Origin of the sequence: Thioalbus denitrificans, assembly GCF_003337735.1 — a bacterium.
GTDB classification, from domain to species: Bacteria; Pseudomonadota; Gammaproteobacteria; order DSM-26407; family DSM-26407; genus Thioalbus; species Thioalbus denitrificans.
Genome location: NZ_QPJY01000003.1, coordinates 258,605 through 277,476 on the forward strand (window position 1 = coordinate 258,605; position 18,872 = coordinate 277,476).

The following is an 18,872-nucleotide window of genomic DNA, read 5'->3' on the forward strand; positions in this document are numbered from 1 at the left end:
CATCGTTCAGAAGCCGCGGGGAAGGCCATTGCCCGACTGCCTGGCGGGGGGGTGTCTGCGTGGCTATTCTCAGAGTGTGGGACGCCCGGCCAACAATAGCCGTGTCAACGGCAGAGCGGGCATTCCGGCCATTTGATTCACGACCGCCCATCCACGCCGGAACATCCTGAACATCCATTTCGATGGGTGGCGCGGCCGTTACGAACGCTCGAATGCCAGGGAGGCGAATGATGAACGCAGGACATCATGATGGACTTTGGCGCCTGGCGCTCCTGGCATTGCTCAAGCCATGCCTCTTCCTCGCCATCGCTTCCGGCGCGCTGTACGGCCTCCCCGCCTTATCGGAAGGTCCCCGCGTACACCCCGTCGATATCGCTGTCGGGTGGGGGCAGAGCTGCATTCTCGGAGACAACGGCCACGTCTGGTGCTGGGGCAATAAGCTGCTCAACGGCCAGGCTGAAGACACGGCCACCCCGACCCGGGTCCAGGGCGTCGCGGATATCCGGAAAATTGCCGCGGGCCGGCTCGGCACCTGCGCCATCGATGCGTCCCGCAAGGTCATCTGCTGGGGAATGCAGATCTACAGGAAGGAATTCTCCGCCGAGCCGTACCTGATCGAGGGGCTGCCTCCCGCGCAACAGGTGGCCATCGGCTTCCAGCACTTCTGCGCCCTGACGACCGGCAGGGAGGTGTACTGCTGGGGAGCAAACGCCGCGGGCGAGATCGGCGACGGCACGGTTGAGGATCGACTGCAACCGGTCAAGGTGGAGGGGGTGAGCGATGTCATCGCCCTCGATGCCGGCGTCAACAACACCTGCGCGATTGAAGCCGGGGGCACGATCAAGTGCTGGGGTACCGACGACCCGGGCAACCCGGAACAGGGCTTTGCCATTAGTTCATTCACCCCGAAAGTCGTTCAAGGGCCCGGGCAACTGCTGACCATTCGCAATGCCCGCAATTACGTGTGCGGGATTCGTGTCGACGGCATCCTGTTCTGCTGGGGCTCTCCCTACGCACTTCCGGTCACGGATGGAAAGCTCTACACCGTACCGGAAGCCCCGCGTGCATTCGCAGTAATCCTCAGCGGTGAGAAGAGAGTCATCGACGTAGGGCTGGGCGCATTCAGCGGCTGCGCCGTCTTCGAGAACGGACAAATGCATTGTTGGGATTATAACGACGAGCCGAAACCGGCCCCGGACTTCGAGGGCGTCGAGAGGATCTCCATGGATTCCCAGACCAGGGGCTGCGCACTCCTCAGGGGCGGGCTGGTCCGCTGCTGGGATATTGATATAAGCGACAATGAGGAGATATCCATTCCCGACTGACGTGGAGTCGGGATTGGCAACGAATGGCCATGTCGGGCATTCGTCACCAACCCCGATTGCACCCCGGTCCGGCCTGTCATTTATCCCGGACGACCCGCCACACCCGCAGTTGTCTTTCCGGCTTCCACTGCTATATTTCCCTTTAATCCGAGCGGTTTTCATCCGGCCGGGACGGGCGGGAACCACCGGAAGACATGCGGTTTCCAGGGGGCAACAGGGAGTATGGCCATGGAGAAGAAACCGGCATCACGCAGGGCCAACCGGAAGCTGGTCGTGCAGGCGCTCACCGATCCGAAGTTCCGCAAGCTGCTGCAGACCGATCCGGCGGCGGCGCTGGGGGTGAAGAAGCTCACGGCCGTCCAGACCAAGGAGGTGCAGCTGGTCCTGGCGATGGTCCGCGGCATCGACCGCCAGATCAGCAACCTGGCCGACGAGTTGCTGTGCGCCAATGGCGGTGGAGGCTGCGGCATTGCCTGACCTCGGCCTCCCGAACGGGGAGGTCCTGGTCGCCACCACCTGGGAATGCAACCTGCGCTGCGCCTACTGCTTCGTGAAGGAGCAGACGCAGGCCGCGGGTGCCCGGCACATGTCCGCGCAGACCGCCCGGCGCGTCATCGACGCGCTGGACGAGGGCCTCCCCCACGTGGAGAGCATCTGCGTTCACCTCTACGGCGGCGAGCCGCTCACCAACATTCCGGCCATGGGCGCCCTGGTGGAGCAGGCCCGGCGGAAGGCGGCCGGGCGCTTCAACTTCGCCATCACCACCAACGGCTCCATATGCTCCGACGAGCTGCTGGAGCTGCTGGACCGGGGGCGGTTCCAGGTCATCCTCAGCATCGACGGGCCGGCGGAGGTCCACGACGCCTGCCGGCGCACCGCCGGCGGCCGGCCGACCCATGCCCGGGTGCTGGAATTCCTGCGGGCGGTCCGCGCCCGCACCCGCTGCCGGGTGCGCGGATCGGCCGTGGTCCGCTCCGGCTGGAGCCTGGCGGAGGCCGAGCGTTACCTGCGCAGCCTCCCGGTCCACAGCATCAAGGCCCAGGCGGTGCGGGTGCCCCGGGACGATCCCTTCGCCCTCTCGGCGCCGGAGCGGGAACGCTACTTCGCCGATCTCGAGGGAGTGGCCGACCAGGTCATCGGCGAGCTGGAGGCGGGGCGCGCCCCCCGCGACGACCGCTTCTCCAACCGGGTGCTCCAGCTGCTGGCGGGGCGCTCGCGGGAGCGCTTCTGCGGCGCCGGCGAGACCACCTTCGGCTTCACGCCCGAAGGCACGGTGCTGCCCTGCGTGCTCCTCGACGACCCCGCCCACCGGCTCGGCCACGTGGCGGAACCCCCGGCGCGCTGGGTGGCCGCCGGCGCCCGCTGGCGGGCCGCGGGCGGACGCCGAGCCGAGTGCGCCAGCTGCGCGGATGCGCCGCTGTGCGGCGGCGGCTGTCCCGCCATCGTACCGGTCTGCGGGGCGGACGAGTGCGAAATGGTGCACCACAACTGCGCCATGGCGCGGAAGATCCTCGCCCACTTCAGTGACCGCCCCGAGGACCTGCTGCCGCTGGCGGGCATCGAATGAGCCGGCCCCCGCCCCAGTGCCGGGCCGCCCCGCCCGGCTTCGACCCGGCGGCAGTCGAGCCGCCGCCCCTGCGCGAGCGCCGCTGGCCCGTGGAGGCCCTCGCGCTCGACGTCTCCGGACGCTGCAACCTGGCCTGCCGCTACTGCGCCGAGGCGGCCACCCAGCCCCGGCGGCGTCCCGCCATGGAGCGGGAGATCCTGGACCGCGCCGTCGCCTGGCTGGGGGAAGACGCGCGGAGCGGCGGGAGCCTCCGCCTGGGCAGCGGCGAGCCGCTGCTCGCCGGCGGCCTCCTGCGCGGGCTCGCCGGGCGGCTGGCCGCGGCCCGCCGGGCGGGCGCGCCGGCGCCCGAGGTCTTCCTCACCACCAACGGCACGCGGCTGGATGCCGCCACCCGGGAGTGGCTGGTGGAGAGCGGCTGGCACGTGAAGGTCAGCCTCGACGGGCCGCCCGCCATCCACGACCGCTGGCGCGTCACGGCCCGGGGGCGGCCCACCTGGCGGCAGGCGGCCGCGGCGGTCCGCGACCTGGCCGCGCGCATCCCCGCGCGCTTCAGCGTCACGGCGGTGCTCTGCCGCGGCGCGGCGCCGGCCGAGGTGTTCGACGCCATCGCCGCCCTGGGGGTGCGCCGCATCGAGCTGGTGCCGGTGGGCCACCCCGACCCGGCCGTCCTCCCCGACGCCGCCGACGTGGCCCGCTACCGCGATTTCGTCGGCGAGTACGTGGACCGCTACGTCGCCGACCCGGCCGAAGTTCCCGAGCTGGTGAAGGTGATCAACGCCGCCCGGCGGGTGATGGGCTACGACGTCAAGCGGGTCACCTGCGGGGCGGGCCGCAATTTCCTCGGCGTCGGGCCGGACGGCGGACTCTACCCCTGCTTCCGCTTCATCGGGGTGGACGCCTACCGCATCGGCCACATCGCCGCGGGTGTCGACCCGGTGGCCGCGGCGCGTTTCCGGCAGGCCGGCGGACGGCCCTACGACCAGCGGGAGCCGTGCCGCGCCTGCTGGGCCGCGCCCCTGTGCGGCGGCCCCTGCTTCGCCGAGGCCGAACTGCTCGGACCGGGCGGCGGGGCGCCCTTCGCCCTCCACTGCGACTACGTGCGCGCCGACGCCGCCGGGGCGGTCGCGCTGGTGGAGCGGCTGCGCGGGCGGGATCCGGAGCGTCTGCTGGACCTGCTGTCCGGATTCATCGACTTCTGACCATGGCGCCCCGCGTCCTCCTGGTGAAGCCGCCGGAAGCCTCGCGCTTCAATTTCGGCACCTTCAGCCTGGCGGTGCTGGCCGCGGCCGTGCGCGACATCGCCGAGGTGGAGATCCTCGACGCCACCCGCCTCGGCCTCGCCGAGGCCGCCCAGCGCATCGCCGAACGCACGCCCCGCTGGGTGGGCATCACCACCATGGCCCTGAGCTCGCTGCCCCCCGCCGCGGAGCTGGTGCGCCGGCTGCGCGGCGCCGTGCCGGATGCGCACCTCGTGGTCGGGGGCCACGGCGCCACCATGCTGCCGCGCATCCCGCTGGAGGCAGGCGCCCACACGGTGGTGCTGGGCGAGGGGGAGATCACCTTCCGGCGGCTGCTGCAGGACGAGCGCTCCACGGACCTGGCCGGGCTGGCCCGGCTGTCGGGCGGCGAGCTGCTGCAGGGCCCCGCGGCGCCGCAGGTGGCGCCCCTCGACGCGCTCAACACCCCGGCCCACGACCTCGTGCCGGAGCCCGAGGACGGCGTGCACCTGCTCGAGACCAGCCGTGGCTGCCCCCACGACTGCAGCTTCTGCGAGACCACCCGCTTCCACGGCCGCCGCTGGCGCTACCACACGCCGGCGCGGGTCGCGGCCGAGGTCCGGCACCTGGTGCGCGACCTCGGCGCCTGGATCATCGAGATCACCGACGACAACTTCGCCGCCAGCCGCCGGCGGGTGCTGGAGATCACCCGGCTGCTCCGCCGGGAGGATCTGCCCGTGTTCTTCATGCTGTCGGCCCGGGCGGACGACCTGCTGGCCCATCCCGGGCTGCTGCCGGCCATGGCCGGGGCGCGCATGCTGCGCATCTCCGTGGGGGTGGAGAGCCTGGACCCGGGCCTCGCGGTGCGGGCCGGAAAGTCCCTCGCCGTCGGGGACTACGCCCGCCTGTTCGGGCGCATGCGCGAGCTGGGGATGTTCTCGGTGGCCTCCTACATCGTCGGGCTGCCCGGCGAGACCGCCCGGGCCCGGCGCAAGGCCGTGGAGCTGGCCGTGGCGGCCGGCTCCGATGCCGCGCAGTTCCTACCCCTCTATCCGTTTCCGGGCCTGCCCCTGCCGGCCGGCAACGACAGCTACGACCCCGATCCCGCGGCGGCCGCCGACGCCGAGCGCTTCACCCGCGAGTTCTACGCCCACCCCGCCGTCATCGCGCGCCTCACCCGCGCCGCCTCCGGCGGGGGTGTCCGCGCCCTGCTCGCCGGCGGGACGCTCGCGAAGCATCCGCCGCCGACCTGTTCCGCGTAATAGAGGCGGCTTTCAGCCCGGGTTGTCCACTCGGAAGTTTTCAATATCTCGTTTACACAAAAAACCGTGGTCTGTCCCTGATTATTCTTCACAGGTGCGTTTGAGGCGATGCGTGCCTTTGCAACAGCAATGGTGCGCGGCGGGTCAAACGTCACCTGCAACGTGTTGTTATATTTCGCCCAAATCGAAAGGTAATTCAAATTTTGCATATTCTTCCAAATCCGTGACAAACTCCGCCCAATCATTTCTGACAACGCGCTTTGCAGCATAGTGCGCCGCCATTAGTGAGAAAGCACCGGCTACGGCGGCCAGATCAGAGACAAATTGACGCAACCTCTCCGTATCATCTCGCCCATAAGACAAATATATTGCGTCACGGTAGTTGGCCTTTCCTCGGTAGCGGAATGCTTGGACTAGGTAATTTACGTGAGCAGGGTTGAGCTTCACATCACGTAAAGCCTTCGCGGCGTCGGACCGGAAACTATTGAAGCCGCCTTGCTTGTATTCGCGACTATCCTTGACCATTTCCTCAATGCGCCATTGCTCGTACTCCGCAGTACCTTTCAAATAGGAGTAGAGAGCGCCGCGAGCCATATCTTCATTTGTTGGCTCTGTATTCAGATAATGCGCATTACCAGCACGTAGCGTGCTCATGACTTGGCGTACATTGTTAGGCGTAATGCCGGTGATGCAGAGATCGAAGGGCGCCATAACTAGACCAGCACCTACAATTTCGGCTTGCCACACCTTGCCGGCTGAGGCGTGCGTTTGAGGATCAGTGCCAGAAGACGCGGCCAGCATGGCCTTTGCTGCGTAGTAGGTTGCATAGTACCACGCAACAATTGCTGACCTGACAATGGGGTATGGATTTTCAATTACCTTCATTGAATCGATGGCACTGACGTTGTGTATCGACATCGTGAGACATTCGTACGCCAACGCATCTGCCTGCTCGTTGGCTTGGCGCCGCTGGGTACGCTGATAGAACTGCTGTAGCTGCTGATAGGAAAACTGACCATCTACAAGGATGGCCAAGCCCCTCATCCAATTGACGGTGCCCTGGAAAGCAAACCGCGGCGTCGGTTGATCAGCGTGGGTGAAAAGTTTGTTCAGAAGCCACATAGTTGGCACCAAGAAATATAACGCCAAGCTCAGCCGAGGAAGGCCGCAACGCGGCCTGACGTCGGCTGGAGCGACGTGTTAGATTTTTGCCTCAGCAAGTACTTTCTCCGTGTTACCGATCAGCACCTCAGAGATCCCCTCATTTTCGATGCAATTAAGCGGTATTTTGCGGAAAAACTGGCAGCAAATAAGGAATTGATCGAGGCATAAGGAGATTCGATCCCGGCGACGCGTTTTCTCTGGCAGGCTATCCCTTGAAACTGGACCACCGGGAGCCTGCGATGAAGCCGACGAAGTGCGAGGGACTGGACCGTACGGATGTGCAGAAATTTGTCGCTGACATTTTCGAGGGGGACATCCACGCCAAGCGCGTGCTGTCGCTGGCGAATGCGACAACGGGCGTTCTGGCAGCCGGTTCGCTGGCGGTTTCGGCCATTGGCCAGGGTCTTGCGCATGTCTGCGGCCTGGACCCGAAGCATACGGTGAAACAGGTGGACCGGTTGCTTGGCAACGCCAAGATCGAAGATCGAACGGAAAAGAACGGAAAAGGGGTCGGTGACAACTGGTAATTATAAAGATTCTCATTTGTCACCGACCCCTTATCGACCCCTTATCGGTGTCGCCGTGTCGCCCCCTATGGTGCTATCTTTTTTTTGTGAATCCTTTGAACATTATATAAAAATGCACCACCATCCCTATGAACGTCACTGAAAAACCTGCATAAATGATAATCCGACCCGACAGATCAAGACCAAGCATAAACAACAGAAAACCTGCACAGACAACCAGAAAGCCAATAATACTTACGTTAAGCCCTTTTGCTTTCTGTGGCTCAATACTTTTTACAAGTCGACTCACGTCAGCCCCTGATCAACACCGAATGATTAATTAAAAACAGATCGTCCTTAATTGGCAGTTTATAATTCCACCTGCACCGCCACCACCAATACCAACAATACCTTTTCCGATAGTTTCACGATGAGGGAAAAGGGGTCGGTGACAAATGATAATTATTCAAGTTTGCCACCGACTCGTTTCTCCTCATGTAAACCACAATTCACTGCGCCACCACATCCGGAACCGGCTCCTGCGCATCCTGAACCATACCCCGACACCTCGGGTACGTACTGCAACCCCAGAATATCCGTCCCGCGTTGCTTCCCGACCTCGCCTGCCGCCGCACCATGGGCGCACCACACTTCGGGCAGGGCGGGGCCTGTTCCTCCGCGTCGCCATCGCTCTCCGCAACACCGCCGGCGGACTCATCCGGCACAGGCATTCCCACAGGCGCCACCAGTGGCGGCGCAACCACTTCCGCCGTTTTCGCACCGGTCGAACCCTGCTGCCCAAGCGCCCCGAGCACCCTGTCCCGTAGCTCGGACACGGTGTAGGCCCGTTGCGCCTGGACCTGGACCAGCGGCAGCCCCGCCGCATGGCATACCCCGGTGAGGAAGTCATCCCTCGCCTTTCTGTCTGCCCGCTGGTGGGACCTGTCATCGAGCTCGATGGCGCAGGCGACCGAGAGATCGTCCCAGGCGCAAAGCAGGAAATCGAAGTGCTTGGATCTAATCCGGTTCCACGCTGAGCTACTATCGCTCCTGCCCAACCGCCGCCACACATCCACTACGTCCGCCACGCGCACCTTGCCGAAGATGCGGTACCTCTCCCCCACTGCCTGGTCGAGGACGCCGAGGAAGGAGCGCTCCGCGGGCGTGAACAGCGCATCCCTTTTCTCATACGGAAACTCTTCGTCCGGCTTGTCCGCCCGCTTCGGTTTCGCGGCGAGCAGCACCAGCACCAGAACCAGAACCACCACCACGACCGCCAGAATCGCCCAGATCATTTCGTTCCCTCGCCTCCATCCACACGGCCACCCTGTCCCGCCGGCGCCCTTGCGCCAGAGCGTTGGCTCAAACTGAAATCTATGAGACCTGTACCCGGTCGTATGTAGGCTAACGCCGTCCTTCGTGTCAGCCATTACCTACATGCCATCCACATGCGGCGTATCGGGCCGACTCCCGCGGGAGTCGTGTTTACAGGGCCGGCTGATCCGGGCGGCCCCCTTGACTCCGCCCCCGAACACTCCTACAGTTCGAAACATGTCGAATATTCGTAATCCAATCGAGGCCCATGCCGAGCAGTTCAAGGCGCTGAGCAATCCCCACCGCCTGGCCCTGTTCCGGCGCCTCACCACCTGCTGCCCGCCCGGCACCGCCTGCAGCGCCGAGGAGGCGGTGCGCTTGAGCGTCGGCCAGCTGGGCGTGGGGCTCGACATCGCCCCCTCCACCCTCTCCCACCACCTCAAGGAGCTCCATCGCGCCGGGCTGGTGCAGATGGCGCGCCGGGGCAGGCAGGTGGAGTGCTGGGTCGAGCCAGACACCCTGGAGCAGCTCGCCGCCTTCTTCGGCGGGCCGTCCCCGCAACCCTGATTTCACGGAGCCTACCCATGGGCAAAGAGAACACCTGCTGCGGTCCTTCCACCGCCGCCACCGAGAACCGCACCGACTCCTCCCGCCAGGACACGCACCGGCAGGGCGTGCGCGAGGCCTACGCCCAGGTGGCCCGGGCCGACAGCGCCGGCGAGGGCTGCGGCGTCGGCGCGAGCTGCTGCGGCACCAGCGACGACGGGGCCATCAACACCCTCATCTCCACCCGCCTGGGCTACAGCCAGGCGGATCTCGACCGGGTTCCCTCCGGCGCCGACATGGGCCTCGGCTGCGGCAACCCCAAGGCCATCGCCGCCCTCAAGCCGGGCGAGGTGGTGGTGGACCTGGGCGCCGGCGGCGGCTTCGACTGCTTCCTCGCCGCCCACGAAGTGGGCGCCTCGGGCCTCGTCATCGGCGTAGACATGACCCCGGACATGCTCTCCAAGGCGCGCGCCAACGCGGAGAAGGGGCGGTTCGGGAACGTGGAGTTCCGCCTCGGCGAGATCGAGCACCTGCCCATCGCCGACGGGACCGCCGATGTCATCATCTCCAACTGCGTCATCAACCTCTCGCCCGACAAGCCGCAGGTCTTCCGCGACGCCTTCCGGGTGCTCAGGCCGGGCGGACGGCTGGCCATCTCGGACGTGGTGGCCACCGTGGAGCTGCCCGCGGAGATGCGCGGAGACGCCGCCCTCATCGCCGGCTGCATGGGCAACGCCTCGCTGATCGGGGAGCTGGAGCGGATGCTGCGGGAGGCCGGCTTCGAGGGGATCCGCATAGAGCCAAAGGACGAGTCGAAGGAGTTCATCAAGGACTGGGCGCCGGGGCACAACGTCACCGACTACGTGGTCTCCGCCACCATCGAGGCGGTCAAGCCGGGCGGCGGGTGCTGTTGCGGCGGCAGCTGCTAGACCCCATCCGGGAACCTGGGTTCGTCGCCTGCCGGCGCGGGGCCTGCCGCCGCGGAAAACCGCCGGCGGGCATCCCGTCCGGCAGGCGCCCCGGCGGCAGACGGGCCTGATTCGCCATGGCCGCCGGGCCCCTTGATCCTCCGGCCCCGAACCCCCGTGGAAACGCTGCTTCCGCGCCCGGCTCAGGAGGCGATCGCGCCCATCGCGCTCTGCAGGTAGTTCTGCAGCCCCATCTGCTCGATGAGGTCGAGCTGGGTCTCCAGGTAGTCGATGTGGTCCTCTGTGTCCTTCAGGTTCGCCTCGAGGATCTCCCGGGAGACGTAATCCTTCACCTTCTCGCAGTGGGCGATGGCTTCGAGATAGAGCCCGCGGCCTTCCAGCTCGAGCTTGAGATCGCCGGCCAGGCAGTCGGGCACCCTCTGGCCGATGGCGAGCTTGCCGATGGACTGCATCTGCGGCAGCCCCTCGAGCAGGAGGATGCGCTCGATCAGCCGGTCGGCGTGGTGCATCTCCTCGATGGACTCCTCGTACTCGTGCCGGCCCAGCGCCTCGTAGCCCCAGTTCCGGTACATGCGGGCATGGAGGAAGTACTGGTTGATGGCAGCGAGTTCCAGCGCCAGCACCTTGTTCAGCAACTGCAGGACCTTTTTGTCACCTTTCACGGCGGGTCTCCTCTCGTTCGCGGCGGGTTCCCGGCGGTATCCCGCCGCACCTGACGGATGCGGCCGTCGCCTCCGACACCGGGCCTGGAGGCGTCCGCGCGGGCCAGTGCCTGCTTATAGTTCATCGGGGCGGGTCTCGCGACCCGGGACGGCCCCACTCCGCGGCGAACCGGGCCGCAGGCCCCCGTCAGCGCTCACTTTTCCACCCGGGATGACGGGAGGCCTGTCGGGGCACCGGCCCCGTCACAGAGGCGGGAGCCGGGCGAGCAGGGACTCCAGCCCCGGCACCTCCGCGAGGAGCTCGTCGACGGGCCGTCCGCGCCCCTCCACATCCACCGCGCGCGGGCCTTCCGGTCCGCAGAGGACCACGGCCACCGCCTCTTTCGCGGCGCTCAGCCACCAGGCCCGCGGCAGCACCCCGGAATCGATTCGCACCCGCTCGATGGGGATCAGGGTGATCCCGGCCACGGTGATCGGGGCGGCGGCGCGTAGCACGTTCATCGCGCCGCCGCCCGCGTGGCGTAGACCGCGCGCAGGGTCACGGGCGACAGCGCGAAGCGGAGCAGCACGGACAGCAGCCGGAGGGGGACGATGCGGATGCGGCCGCGGCCGTCCAGCTCGAAGGTCTCGGCGGCGAACTCCGGCTCGATGGCGACCCGGCGCAGGCCCGGCAGCGCGGCCAGCGGGCCCACGACCGCCCACAGCCGGCCGGTGTCCGCCGGGTCGTCCAGGCCCAGGCGGACCCGCAGGCTGAGCTCCTGGATGCGGATGCGCCGGAACAGGTCCCGGGCCAGCCGGAGCAGGCGCGAGCCGAAACCCTCGACCTGGACCAGGGCCAGCATCCGGCGCGCGCCGCCGCCCCCGCGGCGGGGTCGGCGGGACGCGGGACGCCCGGGCCCGGCGCGGACCCGCTCCCCGGGCCCGCCCAGGCGCACGCGCACCAGGCCGAACAGCCAGCGGAGACTGCCGCGGCCCTCCCGGCGGACCCCGTCACGCCGCACGGAGAAGGCCAACTCCAGCGGGACGGCGAGCAGCGCCAGCAGGCCCGCCAGCAGGGCCAGGAGAATCCACACGCCGAGCACCCGGCCGTTCCCTCAGTCGCCGCTCTTGCCGCCGCCCCCCGGGGCCGACTTGCCGATGACGTCGGCCACCTTCTCCAGCACCGAGGTGGCGGCGCCCTTGATGGGCTCCATGCGCACGCCCTCGCCGTTGATGATGATGAGCGCGACGGGCTTCACGCCACCGCCGCCCGCGGTGCCCCCGCCGGCGCCCTCGCCCGCATCGCCGGATTTCATCTTCCCGCTGCCGCTGCCGCCGCCCGCGCCGAAGCCGAAGCCGACGCTGACCAGGGGGATGAGGGTGTTGCCCTCGATGGTCATCGGCTCGCCCACCACCGTCTTGGTGTTCAGCATGCGCTCAATCTCGCCCATGGCGGTCTTGAGGAGTTTTTCCACGTCTTCCATCGGATGCTCCCTGCCTGAGTCTGCGATACTGGTTACCTAAAGATAGACAACCCGCGCGGGACGGCGCGCGGCGGCGACGGACGAAACGGGAGATGGCGCCATGACAAGCGAACAACCCGGACGCATGCGCGGGGTATGGCTGACCGGCCACGGCGGTCTCGACAAGCTCGAGGTGCGGGACGACATCCCGGTGCCGCGGCCGGGTCGGGGCGAGGTGCTGATCCGGGTGGCCGCCGCGGGCGTCAACAACACCGACATCAACACCCGCCTCGCCTGGTACTCGAAGCACGAGGGCGCCAGCGAGGACGCGAGCTGGGCCGGGGAGCCCATCCGCTTTCCGCGCATCCAGGGCATCGATGTCTGCGGCCGCATCGTCGAGGCCGGGGAAGGGGTCGGCGCGGAGCGCGTCGGCGAGCGGGTGCTGGTGGAGCCCTGCCTCCGGGAAGCCAACGGCCGGGCGCTGGAGCGGCCCTGGTACCTCGGCTCGGAGTGCGACGGGGGCTTCGCCGAGTATGTCGCGGTGGCCGCCCGCCACGCCTACCGGATCGACAGCGAGCTCGACGACGTCTCCCTGGCGTCGTTCCCCTGCTCCTACTCCACCGCCGAGAACCTGCTGCGCCGCGCCCATGTCAGCCCGGGACAGCGGGTCCTGGTCACGGGCGCCTCCGGCGGCGTCGGCTCGGCGGCGGTCCAGCTGGCGGCCATGCGCGGCGCGCACGTCATCGCCGCGACCCACCCCGACAAGGCGGACCGGCTGCGGGCGCTCGGCGCCGAGCGGACCATCGGGCGCAACGACAGCGTTGTCGACGCGCTGGGACGGGAGAGCATCGACGTGGTGGTGGACCTGGTGGCGGGGCCCCGCTTCCCGGAGCTGCTGGAGGCGCTGCGGCCGGGCGGGCGCTACGCGGTGTCGGGCGCCATCGGCGGGCCGCTGGTGGAGCTGGACGTGCGCACCCTCTACCTCAAGGACCTGACCCTGCACGGCTGCACGGCGCTCGATCCCGAGGTGTTTCCCGCCCTGGTGGGCTACATCGAGCAGGGGCGCATCGTCCCGGTCGTCGCCGGAACCTTTCCGCTGGAGCGGATCGCCGAGGCCCAGACTGCCTTCCTCTCCAAGCATCACGTGGGCAAGCTGGTGCTGACGGTGGCCGGCCAGGACTGAACCGGGGCCCGGGCGAGGCGGCTGGCGGCGACGGGATTGATCCGCCCGCGCCGCCGGCCCATCATCTGTCACAGCGCCATTCAGCCTGGAACGGGAGGTCGCCATGCCCGGGGGCATCGGTCCCATCGACGCGCGGACATCCGCGGCCTGCCGCAGCGGCAGGCTGCTGAGGACGATCCGGGCCGGCGCCGACGAGGGCGAGATCTTCTACAACCTCGACAGCGGCCGGGCCCACTACGACGCCGGCCGCGGCCTGCTCTACTTCATGGCCTCGCCCTACGCGCCGGTGCAGGCGGTGCTGGAGGCGGTCTGCGCGACCGGGCGGCCGCCGCCCATCGAGCGGGTCGTCCTGGATCGCCACGGCATGTTCAACACCGGCCGCCGCGTCGCGCTGGCGGCGGAGTGGACGGATGCGGTGCTGGTGGCGCTGCGCCTGGCCGGCATGCGGGTGACGGTGGCTAGTTCAGCCGCGCCAGCAGCGCCTCCACCCCGGGGTACGCCGCCGGGGTGATCTCGTACTTCCGGCCCGCCTTCCCCCACGGCTCCCGCCGCGCCAGGCAGGCCAGCAGGTCATCGGCGTCGCCGAAGTCGATCCCTCCCACCGCCGCCACGCCCCGGGCGAACAGGGCGTCGGGCAGGCCGCTGCCGGTGGGGCCGATGAGCTGGAACGCAGCCGCGCCGGCGGCCGCCGCCAGCAGCTCGTCGAGGGTGTCGTTGATGAGCACCGAGGCGGTGCAGATGACCTGGCGGCAGGCGGCCAGGTCCCGCGGCTCGGTGGTGACCCGCACCGCCGCGCGCCCGGGCACCCGCTGGGGGGCATGCTCCAGCACCAGCACCGTCATGCCGGCCGCCACCAGCCGGTCCACCACCGGGCAGAAGTAGCCCACCATGCCCACTGTATCCCCGGGCGCGAGGGCATCGCCCTCCCCCCCGGCGCCGCGCCCCGGCGGCCGGTAGCCGGCCCGGCGCATCAGCGACTGGCTGAGGGCGTTGAAGGCGCCCACGGCCAGCGCCCGGGTGGCCAGGTCGGTCCCGTCGAACCCCGCCAGGAGCGCGCTCCGCGGCGCCCGCGCCGCGGCCGGGTCGGGGTGGCGGCGCCACAGCTCCGCCAGCAGTCCGCCCATGCTGACGTAGAAGGGGCCGACGCTGCCGTCGGCCAGCAGGACGAACCCGAACTCGTCCCGGAAGGTTTCGTCCGGCACCGGGTCCGGCAGGTAGAGCCCGGCCACGTCGGCCCGGGGCAGGGCGGCGTCCAGCCGTTCGGACAGGGCGAGAAAGTCGGCGTTGATGCTCATGTCGTCCCGGCCGCCCCTCAGGCCCGGGGCCGCGCCCCGCTCTCCCCGTCCGCCGCCGGCAGGGGCGGAACCGGTTCGAGGCGCCAGATGTCGGCGTTGTACTCGGCGATGGTGCGATCGGTGGAGAAGCGCCCGGAGCAGGCGCTGTTGAGGATGCTCATGCGCACCCAGCGCTCCCGGTCGCGATAGGCCTCCGCCGCCCGGCGCTGGGCCTCCACGTAGCTGCCGAAGTCCGCCGCCACCACCCAGGGATCGTGGGGGCTGGCGATGGACTGGATGACGGGCTCGAACAGGCCGGGCTCGCCGCCGTCGAATGTCCCGCCGACGAGCAGTTCCATCACCCGGCGCAGGCGCTCGTCGCCCGCGATGATGCCCTGGGGATCGTAGTCGCCGCGCAGGGCCTGGACCTCCCCGGCGGTGAGCCCGAACAGGAAGAAATTCTCGTCGCCCACCTCGGCGCGGATCTCGATGTTGGCCCCGTCCAGGGTGCCGATGGTGACCGCCCCGTTCATCATGAACTTCATGTTGCCGGTGCCCGAGGCCTCCTTGCCGGCGGTGGAGATCTGCTCGGAGAGGTCCGTTCCGGGGCAGATCACCTCCATGGCGGTGACCCGGTAGTTGGGCAGGAAGGCCACCCGCAGCAGCCCCTCGGTGGCCGGGTCGGCATTGATCACCGCGGCCACGTTGTTGACCAGACGGATGATGCGCTTGGCCATGAAGTAGCCCGGCGCGGCCTTGCCGCCGATCAGCACGCAGCGGGGCGTCCACCCGGCGGTGTCGCCCCGGCGGATGCGATCGTAGAGATGGATCACGTGCAGGACGTTCAGCAGCTGGCGCTTGTATTCATGGATGCGCTTGACCTGCACGTCGAACAGCGCCTCGCGGTCGAAGCGCACCCCGCACTCCCGCTCCACCAGGCGGGCGAGCCGCGCCTTGTTGCGCTGCTTCACCGTATGCCAGCGCTCCCGGAAGGACGCGCTGTCGGCGTGGGGCGCGAGCTCCCGCAACCGCTCCATGCGCGTCGGCCAGTCGTTGCCGATGGTCTCGTCCACGAGGCGGGCGAGCCGGGGATTGCAGCCCGCCAGCCAGCGCCGGGGAGTGACCCCGTTGGTCTTGTTGTTGAACTTCTCCGGCCAGAGCTCGAAGAAGTCCCGGAACAGCCCCTGCTCCAGGAGCCGGGAGTGCAGCTCGGCCACGCCGTTGACCGAGAAGCTGCCCACGATGGCGAGGTAGGCCATGCGCACCATGGGCTCGTCCCCCTCCTCGATGAGGGACATGCGCCGGATGCGCGCCCCGTCGCCCGGCCAGCGCGCCGCCACCTGCTCCAGGAAGCGGGCGTTGATCTCGAAGATGATGTCCAGCAGGCGCGGGAGCTCCTGGCGGAACAGGCGCACCGGCCACTTCTCCAGCGCCTCGGGCAGCAGGGTGTGGTTGGTGTAGGCCATGGTGCGGGTGGTGATGGCCCAGGCCGCGTCCCACTCCAGGCCGTGCTCGTCCATCAGCAGCCGCATCAGCTCGGGCACCGCGCAGCTGGGGTGGGTGTCGTTGAGCTGGAAGCAGTTCTTGTCGGCGAAGCCGCGGAAGTCCTCGCCGTGGAAGCGGACCCAGTAGCGCAGCACGTCCTGCAGGCTGGCGGAGGCGAGGAAGTACTGCTGGCGCAGACGCAGCTCCTTGCCGTTCTCGCTGGCGTCGTTGGGATAGAGCACCATGGTGATGTTCTCGGCGGCGTTCTTGGCCGCCACCGACTCCGGGTAGGAGCCGGCGTTGAACTCGTCGAGATCGAACTCGTCGGTGGCGGCCGCCGACCACAGCCGGAGGGTGTTGACCGTGCCGTTGCGATAGCCGGGAACCGGGATGTCGTAGGGCACGGCCAGCACCGCATGGGCGTCCACCCAGCGCATGCGCCAGCGCCCGTGCTCGTCCTGGTAGGACTCGCTGCGCCCGCCGAAGCGCACGCGCCGGGTGTACTCCGGGCGCTCCAGCTCCCAGGGGTGGCCGTCCCGCAGCCAGTGATCCGGCTCCTCCACCTGCTCGCCGCTGTCGATCAGCTGCCGGAACATGCCGTACTCGTAGCGGATGCCGTAGCCCGTCACCGGGAGCTGCAGGGTCGCGCAGCTGTCCAGGAAGCAGGCGGCCAGGCGCCCCAGGCCGCCGTTGCCGAGACCGGCGTCGTGCTCGGTACCGGCCAGCTCCTCCAGCAGCAGGCCGAGGTCCTTGAGGGCGCGCGCCGTGGGCCCGGCGATCCCCAGGTTGAGCATGGCGTTGCCCAGGGAGCGCCCCATGAGGAACTCCAGGGACAGGTAGTGGGCGCGCCGGCAGTTGCCCTCCTCGCAGGCGTAGCGGCTGTTCTTCCAGCGCTCCATGAGCCGGTCGCGCACGGCCAGCGCCAGCGCCTGGAAGGGGTAGTGGGTGGAGCGGCAGTGCTTGTCGCGGCCGAGCGTGTGGCTGAAATAGCGCCGGAAGTCATCGGCGATCGCCCGCTCGTCCATGCCCAGGGGCGGCAGCTCCGTGAGGCGCGGAACGGGTACGCTCGCGCGCAGCGGCTTGAGGCGTGAATGCTCCATAGGGCTCTCGCAGGGTCGTCTCGACGATCCGGCCCGGCGGGGCCGGAAAGGATCCCAACTATACACCTGCGGGCAGCCCCTGGAAGCAGGGGGGGGATTTGGTGGGGCGGGAGCGGGGCGGGAGCTCAGGCGCCCTTGACGATGAAGGCGCCGCTCTCTCCGGCATGCTTCTTCGCCTGCTTGGCCGCCTTCTTCTCCTTCGGCGTCAACAAGGGCTGCTTCTTCGCCTCCCGGTTGGATTTCTGGGGCCTGGACATGGGTGTCTACTCCTGTTCATGCTGCGGGGGACCCCGGAGGCGCGGGCCGGATCAGGCATGGGGAAATGCCGCGCCCTCCACGCCGGGAGGAATACCGGGGCGGGCACCGGCCGACGGGGCCGGCTTCAACCAACGTACGCTCTCTGCACCCGATAGCAAGGAGTATTTCTGGAGCGGAGCTTCCGGGCTGCGCAGGGGGCTCCTCCCTTCGTCATTGCGACCAGGCGGCGACGCCCCCGGGGACCCGCGCTCCTCCGCTCCACCGGGCGCCCACCTGCCGCGAAGGGTGACGGCCCGGACCGCGCGGGATGCACCCCCGGCCGGACACGGCAACCGGGCCGGGCCTGCCGCGATCCGCAGAATATTCTATTCTTTTACAGACTTACCAGTGAGCGACAGCCTGGCATGCCGTTGCGGCCCGACTGCGGAGGGGGATCCATGACTGAAGTGGCGGACACCACGTGGAAGACAAGCTACGAAAGAATGTTCGGGCTGATTCAGAAACGGGTGTCAGGCCGTACGACAACCCCGTTCGAGATCCGGCTGTGGGGGGATCACGTCTATCGCTTCGGCGACGGCGCCCCCGCCGTCAGGATCCTGGCCAAGAACCGCCGGGGGCTGGCCGCGCTCGCGAGCCTGGACGAGTTGCGGATCTGCGAGGCCTACATGGGCGGCAGCCTCGACGTGGAAGGCGACATGCTGGCGTTCGCCGGCATGCGCGGGACGCTGACCGACCGGCACCCGCTCCACGCGCTGTGGCAGCGGCTCGCCCCGCTGCTCGTCGGCCGGGTGCGATCCGACCGCCAGGTCATCGCCACCCACTACGAGTTCGACAATGACTTCTATCTCACCTTCATGGACCCGACGCGCTGCTATTCGCAGGCGGTGTTCGAGGGGGACGATGAACCGCTCGAGGCCGCGCAGCGGCGCAAGCTGGATTACGCCATCGACGCCTGCGGGCTGAAGCCGGGCGACCGCGTCCTGGACGTGGGCGGCGGCTGGGGCGCGTTCACGGAACACGCCGGACGGCGCGGCATCCAGGTCACCTCGCTGACCATCTCGCGGCAGTCGGAGCGGTTCCTGTCGGACCTGATTGACCGGCTGCGGCTTCCCTGCCGGGTGCTGAACCAGAACTTCCTCGAGCACGCCGCGCCGGAGCCCTATGACGGGATCGTCATCCTGGGGGTGATGGAGCATATTCCCGACTATGCCGCCGCGCTGCGGCAGTACCAGCGGCTGCTGAAGCCGGGCGGCCGCGTCTATCTCGATGCCAGCGCCTTCCGGGAGAAGTACGAGAAGGCGACGTTCATCTCCCGCTACATCTACCCGGGGGACCATTCCTTCTTCTGCCTGCCCGAGTTCCTGGGCGCGGCGGCCGGGACACCCTTCGAGGTGCTGGCCGTGCACAACGATCGCCACAGCTACTACCTGACCTGCAAGGCCTGGGCCGAGAACCTGGAGGCCGCCCGGGACGAGATCATCCACCGCTGGGGAGAGTCGCTCTACCGGCGCTTCCGGCTCTACCTGTGGGGCTCCGCCCAGGCCTTTCTCAGCCGCGGACTGGAAGCCTATCGGGTGGTCCTGGAACTGCCGGCGGAGGCGTAGGGGGGGTCGGCGCCCGGACCCGCTGGACCGGTCA

Annotated in this window: 19 protein-coding genes and 1 pseudogene; 11 read left to right on the forward strand and 9 right to left on the reverse strand. The window is 68.5% G+C overall.

The annotated features are described in order from the left end of the window. Nucleotides 1–230 precede the first annotated feature (230 nt). From DFQ59_RS09540 to DFQ59_RS09560, 5 genes are all read left to right on the forward strand, one after another. Nucleotides 231–1,325, forward strand: coding sequence for an RCC1 domain-containing protein (locus tag DFQ59_RS09540; protein ID WP_170142109.1), 1,095 nt, complete (start codon nt 231–233; stop codon nt 1,323–1,325). Nucleotides 1,326–1,553: 228 nt separating this feature from the next. Beyond that, nucleotides 1,554–1,802: a hypothetical protein gene (locus tag DFQ59_RS09545; protein ID WP_147275211.1), complete on the forward strand. Its 249-nt coding sequence runs from the start codon at nt 1,554–1,556 to the stop codon at nt 1,800–1,802. Next, nucleotides 1,795–2,892 carry a radical SAM/SPASM domain-containing protein gene (locus DFQ59_RS09550; protein ID WP_170142110.1) on the forward strand — a complete coding sequence of 366 codons (1,098 nt, stop codon included), beginning with the start codon at nt 1,795–1,797 and terminating at the stop codon, nt 2,890–2,892. Before DFQ59_RS09545 ends, DFQ59_RS09550 begins: the two co-directional genes overlap by 8 nt. After that, nucleotides 2,889–4,091: a radical SAM/SPASM domain-containing protein gene (locus tag DFQ59_RS09555; RefSeq protein WP_114279461.1), complete on the forward strand. Its 1,203-nt coding sequence runs from the start codon at nt 2,889–2,891 to the stop codon at nt 4,089–4,091. The genes DFQ59_RS09550 and DFQ59_RS09555 overlap by 4 nt, the downstream gene beginning before the upstream one ends. A 2-nt stretch (nt 4,092–4,093) precedes the next feature. Next, a complete protein-coding gene (locus tag DFQ59_RS09560) occupies nt 4,094–5,371 on the forward strand; it encodes a B12-binding domain-containing radical SAM protein (protein WP_114279462.1) in 1,278 nt (425 codons plus the stop codon). 168 nt (nt 5,372–5,539) lie between these two features. On the opposite strand, the gene DFQ59_RS09565 is transcribed toward DFQ59_RS09560, so the two are convergent. Further along, nucleotides 5,540–6,406, reverse strand: coding sequence for a hypothetical protein (locus tag DFQ59_RS09565; protein ID WP_211314859.1), 867 nt, complete (start codon nt 6,404–6,406; stop codon nt 5,540–5,542). A 368-nt stretch (nt 6,407–6,774) separates the two neighbouring features. On the opposite strand from DFQ59_RS09565, the pseudogene DFQ59_RS09570 reads away from it, so the two are divergent. Further along, nucleotides 6,775–7,014, forward strand: a pseudogene (locus DFQ59_RS09570) (hypothetical protein); the annotation flags it as partial. A gap of 536 nt (nt 7,015–7,550) precedes the next feature. Here the strand turns inward: DFQ59_RS09570 and DFQ59_RS09575 are convergent. Further along, nucleotides 7,551–8,336 (reverse strand): DUF2726 domain-containing protein, encoded by a 786-nt coding sequence (locus DFQ59_RS09575; protein ID WP_170142111.1) that lies wholly within the window; start codon nt 8,334–8,336, stop codon nt 7,551–7,553. Nucleotides 8,337–8,592: 256 nt separating this feature from the next. Here DFQ59_RS09575 and DFQ59_RS09580 point away from each other — a divergent pair, with 256 nt between their 5' ends. Both DFQ59_RS09580 and DFQ59_RS09585 read left to right on the forward strand, forming a co-directional pair. After that, complete coding sequence (locus tag DFQ59_RS09580) at nt 8,593–8,922, forward strand: ArsR/SmtB family transcription factor (RefSeq protein ID WP_170142112.1); 330 nt, start codon at nt 8,593–8,595, stop codon at nt 8,920–8,922. A gap of 17 nt (nt 8,923–8,939) precedes the next feature. Further along, nucleotides 8,940–9,830 (forward strand): arsenite methyltransferase, encoded by an 891-nt coding sequence (locus DFQ59_RS09585; RefSeq protein ID WP_114279466.1) that lies wholly within the window; start codon nt 8,940–8,942, stop codon nt 9,828–9,830. 182 nt (nt 9,831–10,012) lie between these two features. Here DFQ59_RS09585 and bfr read toward each other — a convergent pair whose 3' ends face one another. From bfr to DFQ59_RS09605, 4 genes are all read right to left on the reverse strand, one after another. After that, nucleotides 10,013–10,492: a bacterioferritin gene (bfr, locus tag DFQ59_RS09590; RefSeq protein ID WP_114279467.1), complete on the reverse strand. Its 480-nt coding sequence runs from the start codon at nt 10,490–10,492 to the stop codon at nt 10,013–10,015. Between the two features lie 243 nt (nt 10,493–10,735). Then, entirely contained in the window at nt 10,736–10,993 is a 258-nt protein-coding gene (locus DFQ59_RS09595; protein ID WP_114279468.1) for a hypothetical protein, read from the reverse strand. Further along, on the reverse strand, nt 10,990–11,574 hold the full coding sequence (locus DFQ59_RS09600) for a DUF2953 domain-containing protein (protein WP_114279469.1): 585 nt from the start codon (nt 11,572–11,574) through the stop codon (nt 10,990–10,992). Before DFQ59_RS09600 ends, DFQ59_RS09595 begins: the two co-directional genes overlap by 4 nt. A 12-nt stretch (nt 11,575–11,586) precedes the next feature. Then, complete coding sequence (locus tag DFQ59_RS09605) at nt 11,587–11,955, reverse strand: GerW family sporulation protein (RefSeq protein WP_114279470.1); 369 nt, start codon at nt 11,953–11,955, stop codon at nt 11,587–11,589. 100 nt (nt 11,956–12,055) lie between these two features. Between DFQ59_RS09605 and DFQ59_RS09610 the strand changes: the two genes are divergently transcribed. Next, nucleotides 12,056–13,117, forward strand: a complete 1,062-nt coding sequence (locus DFQ59_RS09610) for an alcohol dehydrogenase family protein (RefSeq protein WP_114279471.1) — start codon at nt 12,056–12,058, stop codon at nt 13,115–13,117. Between the two features lie 103 nt (nt 13,118–13,220). Continuing rightward, nucleotides 13,221–13,628: a hypothetical protein gene (locus tag DFQ59_RS09615; RefSeq protein WP_114279472.1), complete on the forward strand. Its 408-nt coding sequence runs from the start codon at nt 13,221–13,223 to the stop codon at nt 13,626–13,628. Here the strand turns inward: DFQ59_RS09615 and DFQ59_RS09620 are convergent. The 3 genes from DFQ59_RS09620 to DFQ59_RS20515 form a co-directional block, all read right to left on the reverse strand. Beyond that, nucleotides 13,576–14,412, reverse strand: coding sequence for a Rossmann-like domain-containing protein (locus DFQ59_RS09620; protein ID WP_114279473.1), 837 nt, complete (start codon nt 14,410–14,412; stop codon nt 13,576–13,578). The genes DFQ59_RS09615 and DFQ59_RS09620 overlap by 53 nt on opposite strands. Before the next feature lie 17 nt (nt 14,413–14,429). Further along, entirely contained in the window at nt 14,430–16,976 is a 2,547-nt protein-coding gene (locus tag DFQ59_RS09625) for a glycogen/starch/alpha-glucan phosphorylase (protein ID WP_114279474.1), read from the reverse strand. Nucleotides 16,977–17,101: 125 nt separating this feature from the next. Next, complete coding sequence (locus DFQ59_RS20515; protein WP_281268243.1) at nt 17,102–17,233, reverse strand: hypothetical protein; 132 nt, start codon at nt 17,231–17,233, stop codon at nt 17,102–17,104. Between the two features lie 438 nt (nt 17,234–17,671). Here DFQ59_RS20515 and DFQ59_RS09630 point away from each other — a divergent pair, with 438 nt between their 5' ends. Next, nucleotides 17,672–18,838 (forward strand): class I SAM-dependent methyltransferase, encoded by a 1,167-nt coding sequence (locus DFQ59_RS09630; RefSeq protein ID WP_114279475.1) that lies wholly within the window; start codon nt 17,672–17,674, stop codon nt 18,836–18,838. Nucleotides 18,839–18,872: the final 34 nt, after the last annotated feature.

Bases quoted from the DNA above. Each gene is read 5' to 3' on its own strand.
- DFQ59_RS20515 (WP_281268243.1), bottom strand. From the start codon at position 17,233: ATGTCCAGGCCCCAGAAATCCAACCGGGAGGCGAAGAAGCAGCCCTTG.
- DFQ59_RS09595 (WP_114279468.1), bottom strand. From the start codon at position 10,993: ATGAACGTGCTACGCGCCGCCGCCCCGATCACCGTGGCCGGGATCACC.
- DFQ59_RS09625 (WP_114279474.1), bottom strand. From the start codon at position 16,976: ATGGAGCATTCACGCCTCAAGCCGCTGCGCGCGAGCGTACCCGTTCCG.
- DFQ59_RS09555 (WP_114279461.1), top strand. From the start codon at position 2,889: ATGAGCCGGCCCCCGCCCCAGTGCCGGGCCGCCCCGCCCGGCTTCGAC.
- DFQ59_RS09610 (WP_114279471.1), top strand. From the start codon at position 12,056: ATGACAAGCGAACAACCCGGACGCATGCGCGGGGTATGGCTGACCGGC.
- DFQ59_RS09545 (WP_147275211.1), top strand. From the start codon at position 1,554: ATGGAGAAGAAACCGGCATCACGCAGGGCCAACCGGAAGCTGGTCGTG.
- DFQ59_RS09615 (WP_114279472.1), top strand. From the start codon at position 13,221: ATGCCCGGGGGCATCGGTCCCATCGACGCGCGGACATCCGCGGCCTGC.
- DFQ59_RS09575 (WP_170142111.1), bottom strand. From the start codon at position 8,336: ATGATCTGGGCGATTCTGGCGGTCGTGGTGGTGGTTCTGGTTCTGGTG.
- DFQ59_RS09630 (WP_114279475.1), top strand. From the start codon at position 17,672: ATGACTGAAGTGGCGGACACCACGTGGAAGACAAGCTACGAAAGAATG.
- DFQ59_RS09605 (WP_114279470.1), bottom strand. From the start codon at position 11,955: ATGGAAGACGTGGAAAAACTCCTCAAGACCGCCATGGGCGAGATTGAG.
- DFQ59_RS09560 (WP_114279462.1), top strand. From the start codon at position 4,094: ATGGCGCCCCGCGTCCTCCTGGTGAAGCCGCCGGAAGCCTCGCGCTTC.
- DFQ59_RS09540 (WP_170142109.1), top strand. From the start codon at position 231: ATGAACGCAGGACATCATGATGGACTTTGGCGCCTGGCGCTCCTGGCA.
- DFQ59_RS09585 (WP_114279466.1), top strand. From the start codon at position 8,940: ATGGGCAAAGAGAACACCTGCTGCGGTCCTTCCACCGCCGCCACCGAG.
- DFQ59_RS09580 (WP_170142112.1), top strand. From the start codon at position 8,593: ATGTCGAATATTCGTAATCCAATCGAGGCCCATGCCGAGCAGTTCAAG.
- DFQ59_RS09620 (WP_114279473.1), bottom strand. From the start codon at position 14,412: ATGAGCATCAACGCCGACTTTCTCGCCCTGTCCGAACGGCTGGACGCC.